This is a genomic window from Tsukamurella sp. NPDC003166 (assembly GCF_040611135.1).
In the GTDB taxonomy this organism is placed as follows: domain Bacteria; phylum Actinomycetota; class Actinomycetes; order Mycobacteriales; family Mycobacteriaceae; genus Tsukamurella.
In genome coordinates this window covers 107,616-119,348 of sequence record NZ_JBEXNL010000007.1, presented here as the reverse complement: position 1 = coordinate 119,348, position 11,733 = coordinate 107,616, and the positions used below count along the sequence as shown (strand labels likewise).

Below are 11,733 nucleotides of genomic sequence, written 5' to 3'. Positions count from 1 at the left end.
GTGCGTGAGTGGAGGTGTCGTGGTCGCCCAACCTGGTGAATCGATCGCGGGGTACGTGATCGAGTCGGTGCTCGGTACCGGTGGCATGGGCACGGTCTACCGGGTCCGGCACCGCACGCTGCCCCGGTCCGTCGCACTGAAGGTCCTGCAGAGCCAGCTGTCGGCGGATCCGTCGGTGCGGGCGCGGTTCGATCGCGAGGCGGACCTCATCGCCGGGCTCAAGCACCCGCACATCGTGGACGTGTACGACCGCGGAGAGTCCGACGGGCACCTGTGGATCGCGATGGAACTGGTCGAGGGCGGCAACCTCGCCGAGATCGTGCAACGCGAGGGACCCTTCAGCCTGGACCGCGCCGTCGCGGCGATCGAGCAGGTCGCGGACGCGCTGGACTACGCGCACCAGCACGGGATCCTGCACCGGGACGTCAAACCCGCCAACTTCCTCGTGGACCGGGGCCGGCGCGGAGAGCAGGTCAAGCTCGCCGACTTCGGTATCGGCGCGGCGCAGACCGAGGTCGGGCAGCACACGCAGGCCGGAACCGTCGTCGGCACGCTGGCCTACACCGCTCCCGAGGCGCTGCTCGGCAACCCCATCGACCACCGCGCCGACATCTACTCGCTGGCGTGCGCGGCCGTGGTCCTGCTGACCGGCGCCCCGCCGTTCACCACCACCGTCTCCGGGCAGCTCATGCTGGCGCACATCAGCCAGAACCCACCGAGCATCCGGCTCAAGCGGCCCGACCTCTCGCCCGAGATCGACCACGTGTTGGGCCGGGCGATGGCGAAGAACCCGGCGGACAGGTACTCCACCGCCGGCGAGTTCGCGGATGCACTGGCCGCCGCCGCGCGCCGCATGTCCGGCGCATCGGGCATGGCGCCGCCCACCGCGCCGGTGGGCACGAACTGGCAGGGCACGCCGTCGAATCCGGCGCTGGCGACGGGCTTCAACCGGCCCGCGCCGGCGCCGGGAACGCTGCCCGGGTTCGCCGGGCCGCCCGGGTACGGCCCGAGCGGGCCGACGGGGACCAGCAGCCCGTCGATGCCCGGCGCGCCACAGCGCAGGAGTCGCAAGCCGCTGCTGATCGGCGGAGCGGCGGCACTCGTCGTGGTCCTCGGCGCGGTCCTGGGATTCGTGTTCCTCGGCGGCGACAAGGACACCGGGCCGGCGCTCGACGCGTGGAGCGCGCGCACCGTGACCGATGTCAACGGCGAGACCAAGCTCGACGACCGGCCGCAACGCATCGTCGCCCTCGGCGCGGGCGACGCGGAACTGGTGTCTGCGTTGGGCTTCGACGTCGTCGCCGGTGCGAACGGCCCGAAGTCGGAGCTGCCCTCCTGGGTGCCCGCGCTGGCGAAGGTGCCGACGGCGGGGACGGCGTCCAATCCGGACAAGTCGGTGATCGAGAAGGCCAAGCCCGACCTCATCATCGACACGGACCCCGCGGCCGCGAACACGGTCAAGGATCTCAAGTCCCTGGCGGGTGGCCGCGCCATCGCCGTTCCCGAACAGGGCAAGTCGGGGTGGACCTGGCAGGAGCAGCTCGCGTTCATCGCCGAGGCGCTCGGCGCGAAGGGACGCGCGGACGCGGTGAAGAAGACCTACGAGGCCAAGATCACCGAGCTGCGTTCCGCGCATCCGGATTTCAACGGCAAGAAGCTGGACGTGGTGCACTACGACGGCTCGTCGACGCGGATCGCCACCAGCTCCAGCAATCCCTTCCAGCTGCTCGGGCTGCTCGGCTTCTCGATGCAGACGCCGGTCTCGGGATCCGGTTCCGGCTGGATCACGTTGGGCTCGTCGGACTACTACAAGGCGGTCAACTCCAGCGACGTCGACCGCACGATCGTGGCCCGCACCGACCCCGCCGCGGGCAACGGCGGCTTCGACGGCATCCCCTCGTCGTTGATCTACGGCGTGCCGATCATCATCGTGGACAAGACGAACGGCGTCGACGCGTTGATCTACGGCGGACCGCTCGCGATCGATACGGTGGAGTCGACGGTACTTCCGGCGATTTCGAAGGGGATCAAATAGATGGCCGAGCAGACGCTCACCGAGGACGACCTCACCCGCTACGCGGCGGCGCTCGCCGAAGGTAGGAAGCCGCTCGTGTACCTGGTCGAGGCCGTCCCCAGCCTCGGCCTCGCCGCCGGCGCGTCGGCCCGGGTCCTCGAGGTCGACGGTGCCACGGTGACGGTGAAGCCGACCGGCGTGGACGACCAGTTGCCCTACGAGGCACGGGAACTGCGGTCGACGAAGCAGCCGAAGCCGGTCAAGCGAGCGCCGAAGAAGGCGGTCGCCGCCGGGTCGGCGCCCGCGGCACCGTCGGGCCCGGCGGCGGGTGGCGCACCGTCGGGCGGGCGCCCGGGGACGCCCGCGCCCAAGGCGGCGCGGTCGGTGACGATCACGCTGCACGTCGGCGCCGACAACACCGCCTCGCTCAAGGTGACGCGGAACGCGCAGAAGCCGGCCGGTGCGTCAGGCATCGCCCTGCCCGCCGTGCACAAGGCCCTCGCGGGCCTCGGCGACAAGGAAGCACGCGCCGCCGTCGACGAGGTGCTGTCCGCAGCCCGCGACGCCGCGGCCGACAAGGTGGCGGCGCTGCAGGCCGAACTGGCGGCCGCCAAGAGGTCGCTGGCCACCCTCGACCGCGCCAAGCGGGGGAATGCGACGCCGGGGCGCGCTCGTTAGAGTGGGGCATGGCCCTCGACTTCCCGCATCTCGACCTGTCCGCCGATGAGGTACTGACCACCACCCGGTCCGTGCGCAAGCGTCTCGATCTGGAGCGGGAGGTTCCGCTCGGCGTGATCACCGACGCGCTCGAGGTGGCGCTGCAGGCCCCGTCGGGCAGCAATGCGCAGGGCTGGCACTGGATCGTGCTGACGGACCCCGAGCCTAAGAAGATCGTCGCCGAGTACTACCGCACGTCCTACTTCGCGTACGCCGAGGCCGGTGCGGCCGCGCGGGCCGCGAAGCCGCCGAAGGACCTCGAGACCGCTGAGAAGGTCGCCTCGTCGGCCACCTACCTGGCGGAGATCATGGAGCAGGTCCCCGCGCTGGTGATCGGCGCGATCCATGTGCCCGGCGGCGAACTGCCCGCCGGCAACCAGGCCGGGCTGTGGGGCTCGCTGCTCCCCGCCGCCTGGAGTCTCGCGCTGGCGCTGCGCGAACGCGGCCTCGGATCCGCCTGGACTTCACTGCATCTCGAGTACGAACGCGAGATCGCCGATGCTCTGGGTATCCCGGCGAGCGTTCGCCAGGGCGTGCTCATGCCCGTCGCGTACACGAAGGGCACCGATTTCAAGCTCGCCAAGCGTGCCCCGCTGGACACAGTGCTGCACGTCAACGGGTGGTGATTCCGCGGTACGCCGCGGTCGACCCGGGCGGTAATACGAACCGTCAGCGCGCCGCGTTCGCGAGCACCGCGTTCACGATGCGATCCATCGCGTCGTCGGGGACGGAGCGAGTGTAGTCGCGCGAGGTGTATGCGAGCACGACTGCGTTTCCGTAGACCGCAGCGGCGGAGAGGAGCTTGGTCCTATAGGCGGACTCGGCCCCCTGCGTCCAGGTGACGCGCGCCGTTCGTCCTGGCCAGAGCTCCTGGTGGTACATCGTCCATCGGCGCTCCGGCGGACCGATCCTGAACTCCGGCCCACAGGAGACGACGGCGTCGCGCACACTCTGGTAGACGGAAGCTGCGGTGGTCGAGTCGGCGAACGTGCCGATGGTGATACCGAGGAGATTGGTCGACGTGTTCGCGGCGGTCTGACCCGACTGTACGACGATCCGCTGCTGTGCTCCTGCCCAGATCGCCTGGGATGACGTGCTGGCGTCGTTGCATCGCTCGGGCACCGCGCTCCAGGCGGTCGAGTTCGACGCCCCGGTGCCGGAGAGGTCGATGGGGGTGATGCCGGCGTAGTCGATGCCGGTGGCCTCCGCGATCCGCGCGGCGGTCGGGAACAACGACACCACAGGAGCGACGAGGTTGGTCTCCCGGCTACCGGCCGCCACGGCGGCGGCCGCGGGCGTCGACGCTGCAGCGGCGGGGCCGGCCGCGGGGCCGGACGAGTCGTCGGAACCGACTGACACTGCGACGATGGCGATCACCGCCACGAGGATCGCCACGGCGGCGATCGCGAGGGCGACGACGAGCTGCCTACGGTTGCCGGTCGGCGGCGTCGCCGGCCCGTTCCCATTCGCGAGGGACATGCGAAGAATGTACCGGCGCTCAGTCAGAAGCCCGGCGGCGCGTCGATGCCCGCGACCGATGTCAGGCGGTGATGACGCCGACCCAGATGCCGGCGACCAGCCCGATGACCAGGCCGTAGAGGGCGAACAACCGCAGCGAGGAGCGGAACATCGTCGGAAGGCCTCTCGTGTTCGGGCGAATCAGAGCAGGACGGCGGCGATGAGTCGGCCGATCGGCACGCCCACGGCGAACCCGACTCCGATGAAGGCGACAGCGATGAGGCGCTCCTTGAGGAACAGTGTCCATGAGGGGTCGACCAGGGGTCGCTGCGACCAGCTCCACGGCTTGCCGTGTCGCGGTCGGGACCGGAACCTGCCGGACATCATCGCTCCTCGGCGGTAGTCGATGCGGCGGCATCCGGAGCCGCGGCGATCGTCGTCGGTCACTCGAACCATCCGCCGACCATCTTGCCCAAGCTCTTACCCACTTCGCTACCGATCACCGCGCCGATCCCTGCGCCGACCGCCGTGCCCACGGGGCCGGCGAAGGAGCCGACCGCGGCGCCAGCGAGTGCGCCCCCGGCGATACCGCCACCCAGCGAGCCCACAGTTTGGGTAATCGCTTGCGACCCAGAGGTTTTGCCGTTCTGGTAGTCGTTGACCCCGCCGTACACCGTTGCCGCGGCACCGGTCACGAAATTCGCCCGGGCGAGGAATTTTCCCGCGGCGGCCACGCTCGGGGCCGACGCTCCGCCCAAGGGGATGCCGTGCCGGCCTGGGGTCGCATGCTCGACGATCTTCGTCGCACCTGCTTCGCCGCCCCCGGTCGCCGCCGTCACCGCGGCGCTCGCCCAGTCGTAGGGCGTCTCCGGCACGGTGGTCGTGCCTGGGGGGACGCTCGTGCGGCCCGGCGCAGGTGTGCGGATCGCGCCGGGCGGGATCGGGCCGACGAACCACGAGGGGTAGACCTGGAGTCCGCCCGGTTGGGATTGGAGGGCGAGGAGTTGCGCGACGGCGTTGCGTGCCTGTTCGATGGGCCAGCCCTGCGGCGCCGTAGAGCCCCATGTAGTCGTCCTCGACGAGGGTCATGGCGGTGCCGTTGAAGAGTTCGACCGCGGAGGTGACGGCGTTGCGGGCGAGGACCGTCAGCGTCGCCGACTTCCCGACGGTGACCGCCATCGCCTGCGTCGCGGCGTCGTGCGTGGTCTTGATCGCGTCGTTGACGACCTTGGTCTCGCCGTACGCGGGGATGCCCAGATTCCCGTTGGGGATGGCGTAGGGCGTCTCGGCCGCCTGGGCAGTGCCGGCGTACCGCGTCCGAGGGTCGCCCGCAGTCCGCTGAACACGCCGCTGATGTAGTCGCGCGCGCCGCGTTCCACCCAGGCCCGGGAAGCTGGGGGCGACCTCGGGCTCGAGCAGTACCAAACCGCCCATACGCCCTACCTTTGCCCGTCGTCGTCGCGGCACGCCCGCCGCCACGCGAACCGCGGCCTTCCGTGTGTCTCCACGGAAGGCGCGAAACTCGGACAAATCGTATCAGGCGTCGACTGATCGACCGTGCGATGACCGGAACCTCGGCGCTCGTCGTCGGTTCGCCGACAGGGTGAACCGGACGGGTGGCCGATCAGAGGCCGAGGGCTGCGTCGACGAGGAAGACCAGCTCGTCGTAGAACCTCGGTCGGCGGCGCAGACGGCGGGTGCGGGCGAAGTCGTTGGCGATGGTCATCGCGGCGCCCACGGCGATCCGAGCCCCCGCCGCGTCGAGCGCACCGTCGGTCCCTGCGGGCCGGTCGCGGTCCGCCGCGGCCGCGAGGAGCGCCACCCAGCGCGCCACGTACGCCTTCTGCGCGGCGAGCAGCGCCTCGCCGCCCGACTCGATGACCACCTCGCGCCCGACGGTGAACGCGACGGCGAGGTCGGTGGAGGTCACGAGGTTCGCGGCGTACGACCGGACCAGCGAGCGCAACTCGACGGCGGGGTCACCGTCGGACACCCCGGCTGCACCGATGACGCCGATCTCGAGCGCGGCGCGTGCGCGGCCGACGACGCCCACCAGGATGGACCCCTTCGAGGGGAAGTGACCGTACACGCTGGGACCCGAAATGCCCACGGCCGCACCGATGTCGTCCATGCTCACCGTGCTGTATCCGCGGGAGAAGAAGAGCTCGGACGCGGCGTCGAGGATCTCGTCGCTGCGCAGTACGGGGGCGCGACGCGCGGGCGGAGCGGGCAGGACCGGGGCCTTCGACGGTGCCGCGCGCAGCACCCGCTGTGCGATCGTCTCGAGATCGGCGCGGTAGCGGCGGATGCCGATGCGGCCCCGGCTCGGCGGCACGGATCCGCCGACGGCGAGGACGGCCCAGGTCAGGACGCGGGCGTCGTCGTCGGTGATCTCGGGATGGTCGCGGCGCAATACCTCGGTCCAGGAACCGAGGACGGACTCGCTCGCGGCGATCATCTCCCCCGCCTGCTCCGCGGTGAGGTGGCGCCGGTTCCAGCGCCACAGGGCGAGTGGCCCCGGGGTCGAGACGGCCATGGCGAAGACCGCCGAGGAGAGGTCGTCGAACGTGGCGCCGGGCCGGGCCAGGACCCGCTCGGTGGTGGCCGACATCTCGTCCACCGCCGAGCGCATGGCGGCGGCGAGGATCGACTCCTTGTCCGGGAAGTGCCGGTACACGCTGGGGCCGCTGATCCCCGCGGCGCGCGCGATGTCCGACACCGACACGTTCCCGTACCCGCGGTCGAGGAACAGGCCGGTGGCGACGTCGACGAGTTGTCGACGCCGCTCGGCGGGACGCAGGCGCGTGGTCGGAGTAGCCATGGTTAACGTCACGATAGCCCACGATCCTGGTGTGATGTAGCCATCTACATGCATCTCTTTCCAATTAAGCTACAGACGGTTAGCCTGTAGGGGTGACGGGCTCCGTGGTATCCACGGGGGCCGGGAACACCTTCTTCGAAAGGACGGGAAGACCAAGTGTCTGACGCATTCATCTACGAGGCGATCCGCACGCCCCGTGGCAAGCTCAAGAACGGCTCGCTGACCGCGATCAAGCCCACCGACCTGGTGGTCGGCCTGATCGACGAGATCAAGAACCGCAACGAGAACCTGGACCCGGCGTCGATCGACGACATCGTGCTCGGCGTGGTCTCGCCCGTGGGCGAGCAGGGCGCCGACATCGCCCGCACCGCCTCCATCGTGGCCGGCCTGCCGGACACCGTCGCGGGCGTGCAGATCAACCGCTTCTGCGCCTCGGGCCTCGAGGCCACGAACATGGCGGCGCAGAAGGTCGGCTCGGCCCTCGGTGACGACCTCGTCCTCGCCGGCGGCGTGGAGTCGATGTCGCGCGTCCCCATGGGCTCCGACTTCGGCGCGCTGTTCTACGACCCGCAGTACAGCTACGACAACTACATCGCGCCCCAGGGCATCGGTGCCGACCTGATCGCCACCATCGAGGGCTTCTCCCGCGAGGACGTCGACCAGTACTCCGCGCAGTCGCAGGACCTCGCCGCCAAGGCGTGGGACGAGGGCCGCTTCGCCAAGTCCGTCGTGCCGGTCAAGGATCAGAACGGCCTCGTCGTGCTCGACAACGACGAGCACCGTCGCCCCGGCACCACCGCGGCCGACCTGGGCAAGCTGCGCCCCGCGTTCACCGTGATCGGCGAGATGGGCGGCTTCGACGCCGTCGCGCTGCAGAAGTACAACACGGTCGAGAAGATCAACCACGTCCACACCGGTGGCAACAGCTCGGGCATCGTCGACGGTGCCGCGCTGGTCCTGGTGGGCAACGAGGCCGGCGGCAAGAAGGCGGGCCTGACCCCGCGCGGCCGCATCGTCGCCACCGCGTCGACGGGCGCCGACCCCACGATCATGCTGACCGGCCCCACGCCGGCCACCGAAAAGGTGCTCGCCAAGGCCGGCCTGACCCCCGGCGACATCGACGTCTGGGAGCTCAACGAGGCCTTCGCGTCGGTCGTGCTCAAGTGGATGAAGGACTTCAAGCTCGATCGCGAGCAGGTCAACGTCAACGGCGGCGCCATCGCGCTGGGCCACCCCCTCGGCGCCACCGGCGCCATGCTGGTGGGCACCGTGCTCGACGAGCTGGAGCGCACCGGGGGCCGCTACGGCCTCATCACGCTGTGCATCGCCGGCGGCATGGGCTCGGCCACCATCATCGAGCGCGTCTGATCGCCCGCCGGAACAACAGGAGACTGAAGAAAACATGTCTGACAACATGATCCGCTGGGAGCAGGACGCCGACGGCATCGTCACGCTGACGATGGACGACCCGACCAGCTCCGCGAACACCATGAACGAGCTGTACGGCACGTCCATGCGCGCCACCGTCGACCGCCTCGAGGCCGAGGTCGAGTCCATCACCGGTGTCGTCATCACCTCCGCGAAGAAGACCTTCTTCGCCGGCGGCAACCTGACCGAGATCCGCAAGGCCACCAAGGCCGACGCGCAGCAGGTCTTCGACGAGGTGCAGGGCGTCAAGCGCGACCTGCGCCGCCTGGAGAAGCTGCCCAAGCCCGTCGTGGCCGCCATCAACGGCGCCGCGCTCGGCGGCGGCCTCGAGATCGCCCTCGCCACCAACCACCGCATCGCGGCGGACGTGCGCGGCAGCAAGATCGGCCTCCCCGAGGTCAGCCTCGGCCTCCTCCCCGGCGGCGGCGGCGTGACCCGCACCGTCCGGATGCTGGGCCTGCAGGGTGCCCTGATGGGCGTGCTGCTCCAGGGCCAGCAGATGGCTCCGGCCAAGGCACAGGCCGCCGGCCTCGTGAACGACCTGGTCGGCACCGTCGACGAACTGATCCCGGCCGCGAAGGCGTGGATCAAGGCCAATCCCGAGGCCTCGGCGCAGCCGTGGGACGTCAAGGGGCACCGCATCCCCGGCGGCTCGCCGATCGACAAGACGCTGGCCCCGAACGCCCCGGCGTTCCCGGCCAACCTGCGCAAGCAGCTCAAGGGTGCGCCCATGCCGGCGCCGGAGGCCATCATGGCCGCCGCGTTCGAGGGCACCTACGTCGACTTCGACACCGCCCTCGAGATCGAGTCGCGCTACTTCACCAAGCTGGCCACCGGCAGCGTCTCGAAGAACATGATCAAGGCGTTCTTCTTCGACCTGCAGCACATCAACGGCGGCGGCTCGCGTCCCGACGGCTTCGAGAAGTACCAGGCCAAGAAGGTCGGCGTCATCGGCGCCGGCATGATGGGCGCGGCCATCGCGTACGTCTCGGCGAAGGCCGGCATCGAGGTCGTCCTCAAGGACATCGACCTCGACGCCGCCAAGCGGGGCAAGGCGTACTCGGAGCAGCTCGAGGCGAAGGCGCTGGCCAAGGGCCGCACCACGCAGGAGAAGTCCGACGAGCTGCTCGGCCGCATCACGCCGACCATCGACCCGCAGGACTTCGCGGGCGTCGACCTCGTCATCGAGGCCGCGTTCGAGTCCGTCGAGGTGAAGAACAAGGTCTTCCAGGAGATCGAGGACATCGTCGAGCCCGACGCCATCCTCGGCTCCAACACGTCGACCCTGCCGATCACCATCCTCGCCGAGGGCGTCAAGCGGTCCGAGGACTTCATCGGCATCCACTTCTTCAGCCCCGTCGACAAGATGCCGCTGGTGGAGATCATCAAGGGCGAGGAGACCTCCGACGCCGTGCTGGCGAAGGTGATCGACTACACCCTGCAGATCAAGAAGACCCCGATCGTCGTCCACGACAGTCGCGGCTTCTTCACCTCCCGCGTCATCGGCACGTTCATCAACGAGGCCCTCGCGGCCATCGGTGAGGGCGTCGACCCGGTGTATCTGGAGCAGGCGGGCCAGCAGGCCGGCTACCCGGCCGCGCCGCTGCAGCTGACGGACGAGCTCACGCTCACCCTGATGCAGAAGATCCGCCTCGCCACCGAGACCGCGCTCAAGGCGGAGGGCAAGGACGTGCCGCAGCACGGCGCCTTCGCCGTGGTCGACTGGATGGTCGAGAACGGCCGCACCTCCAAGAAGGACGGCGCGGGCTTCTACGACTACGCCGACGGCAAGCGCACCGGCCTGTGGCCGGGCTTCCAGGAGCACTTCAAGTCGGGCTCCGTGAAGCCGGACTTCGCCGAGCTCCAGGAGCGCATGCTCTTCATCGAGTCGATCGAGACCGTGCGCTGCTTCGACGAGGGCGTGCTCACGTCCGTCGCCGACGCCAACATCGGCTCGATCTTCGGCATCGGCTTCCCGGCCTGGACCGGCGGCGTGCTGCAGTACATCAACACTTACGAGGGCCGGCCGGGCACGCCCGCCGAGGGCCTCGCGGGTCCGAAGGCGTTCATCGCGCAGGCGAACTTCCTTGCCGGCAAGTACGGCGAGCAGTTCACCCCGCCCGCCTCGCTGGTCGCCAAGGCCGAGGCCGGCGAGACCTACGAGTAGGTCAGCGTCGAGCACTCGCTCCGGCTGAGAGGTCCGGCATCACCCACGGGGCGGTGCCGGACCTTTCGTTTCCGGGTCCGACGGTGCGCCAACCCGTTCCGTTTCGGTACGCGATCCGTGGTGGTCGGGGAACGGTGGTGTCGTTCGCGGGGGCCATACAGAAACTGAATTTGCCCGGTGGCCGCTCCGGGCGGCCATCCTGCGTCGGCGCTGTCCGTTGGCGTTGAGTGGGGGACCGGCCGTCGCGCGGGGGACAACCGAGCCCCCGTCGGTGGAACGGCGTCTGGTCGGGGAGCGACTGCCGGGTAGGGGATTCGGTGCCGCGCCCGCGCCCGCGGGCACCGTCGGGCCCGCTACTCCGGACCGGCCTCGATGACCTGCTCCGCGACCTCCGCGAGCCGGACGTTGCTGTCCTGCGAGAGCCGGGCCAACAACCTGAAGGCGGCGTCGGAGTCGAGCTTGTAGCGTTCCATGATCATGCCCTTGGCCTGGCCGATCACGTCGCGAGTGGTGAGGGCGGCGCGGATCTGCTCCTTCTCGCGCACGGCGGAGAAGGCGACCGCCGCGTGCACCGCGAACAGGGAACCGATGGACACGGACTCGGCGTCGAACGCGTGCGGCTCGCGCGCCATCAGATCGAGCGTGCCGTAGGCGTCGTTCTGGACGTACAGGCAGAAGGAGAGGATCGAGCCCACACCCGCGGCCTGCGCCGCGAGTGCGAACCGGGGCCAGCGGTCCTCGGCTGAGGTGTCCTCGATGAGGATCGTCGTCGATTCGAAGGTGGCCCCCACGCTGGGCCCCTCCTGCAGGTCGCGCTGGACATCGGCGACCCGGTGCGCCTCGTCGCCGATCACCACCGGATGGGAGATCCCGCCCTTGGGGTCGACGAGGGTCACGCTCGCGAAATCCGCTCCCGGCACCTGCTCCACGGCGAACTGGGTGGCCGCGGTGAGAAGGGACTCCGAATCACCGGACTGTTCGCGCAGCAGCCTCGCGATCTCGCCCATCCGCTCGCTGAGGCTCAGTTCCTCGAGGACCACCTCCTCGGCCGGGGGCGTCTCGTGCACGATGCCGAGGATCGAGGGGAGCTGTTCAGTGGTCTGTTTGCGTGAAGGCACGGCCACCCGT

11 protein-coding genes are annotated in these 11,733 nt (G+C 69.9%); 6 read left to right on the top strand and 5 right to left on the bottom strand.

Annotation, left to right across the window (positions count from 1 at the left end; genetic code table 11):
* Positions 1–19 precede the first annotated feature (19 nt).
* Genes ABZX10_RS10720 through ABZX10_RS10710 form a run of 3 tightly spaced genes read left to right on the top strand, consistent with a single transcriptional unit; the run spans position 20 to position 3,357 of the window.
* Complete coding sequence (locus ABZX10_RS10720; protein ID WP_355538558.1) at positions 20–2,035, top strand: protein kinase; 2,016 nt, start codon at positions 20–22, stop codon at positions 2,033–2,035.
* Entirely contained in the window at positions 2,036–2,692 is a 657-nt protein-coding gene (locus ABZX10_RS10715; protein ID WP_355538555.1) for a hypothetical protein, read from the top strand.
* An 8-nt stretch (positions 2,693–2,700) separates the two neighbouring features.
* Positions 2,701–3,357, top strand: a complete 657-nt coding sequence (locus ABZX10_RS10710) for a nitroreductase family protein (protein ID WP_355538552.1) — start codon at positions 2,701–2,703, stop codon at positions 3,355–3,357.
* A gap of 43 nt (positions 3,358–3,400) precedes the next feature.
* On the opposite strand, the gene ABZX10_RS10705 is transcribed toward ABZX10_RS10710, so the two are convergent.
* From ABZX10_RS10705 to ABZX10_RS10695, 3 genes are all read right to left on the bottom strand, one after another.
* Positions 3,401–4,210, bottom strand: coding sequence for a hypothetical protein (locus ABZX10_RS10705; RefSeq protein WP_355538549.1), 810 nt, complete (start codon positions 4,208–4,210; stop codon positions 3,401–3,403).
* A 180-nt stretch (positions 4,211–4,390) separates the two neighbouring features.
* Complete coding sequence (locus tag ABZX10_RS10700; RefSeq protein ID WP_355538546.1) at positions 4,391–4,636, bottom strand: hypothetical protein; 246 nt, start codon at positions 4,634–4,636, stop codon at positions 4,391–4,393.
* Positions 4,633–5,064 (bottom strand): hypothetical protein, encoded by a 432-nt coding sequence (locus tag ABZX10_RS10695; RefSeq protein ID WP_355538543.1) that lies wholly within the window; start codon positions 5,062–5,064, stop codon positions 4,633–4,635. Before ABZX10_RS10695 ends, ABZX10_RS10700 begins: the two co-directional genes overlap by 4 nt.
* A gap of 212 nt (positions 5,065–5,276) precedes the next feature.
* On the opposite strand from ABZX10_RS10695, the gene ABZX10_RS10690 reads away from it, so the two are divergent.
* Positions 5,277–5,468: a hypothetical protein gene (locus ABZX10_RS10690; protein ID WP_355538540.1), complete on the top strand. Its 192-nt coding sequence runs from the start codon at positions 5,277–5,279 to the stop codon at positions 5,466–5,468.
* A 345-nt stretch (positions 5,469–5,813) separates the two neighbouring features.
* Here the strand turns inward: ABZX10_RS10690 and ABZX10_RS10685 are convergent, their stop codons facing one another.
* Positions 5,814–7,010, bottom strand: coding sequence for a TetR/AcrR family transcriptional regulator (locus ABZX10_RS10685; protein WP_355538537.1), 1,197 nt, complete (start codon positions 7,008–7,010; stop codon positions 5,814–5,816).
* A gap of 156 nt (positions 7,011–7,166) precedes the next feature.
* On the opposite strand from ABZX10_RS10685, the gene ABZX10_RS10680 reads away from it, so the two are divergent.
* Positions 7,167–8,378, top strand: a complete 1,212-nt coding sequence (locus ABZX10_RS10680) for an acetyl-CoA C-acetyltransferase (RefSeq protein WP_355538534.1) — start codon at positions 7,167–7,169, stop codon at positions 8,376–8,378.
* A gap of 34 nt (positions 8,379–8,412) precedes the next feature.
* On the top strand, positions 8,413–10,605 hold the full coding sequence (locus ABZX10_RS10675; RefSeq protein WP_355538531.1) for a 3-hydroxyacyl-CoA dehydrogenase NAD-binding domain-containing protein: 2,193 nt from the start codon (positions 8,413–8,415) through the stop codon (positions 10,603–10,605).
* 353 nt (positions 10,606–10,958) lie between these two features.
* Here ABZX10_RS10675 and ABZX10_RS10670 read toward each other — a convergent pair whose 3' ends face one another.
* Positions 10,959–11,723 carry a GAF and ANTAR domain-containing protein gene (locus ABZX10_RS10670; protein WP_355538528.1) on the bottom strand — a complete coding sequence of 255 codons (765 nt, stop codon included), beginning with the start codon at positions 11,721–11,723 and terminating at the stop codon, positions 10,959–10,961.
* Positions 11,724–11,733 lie beyond the last annotated feature (10 nt).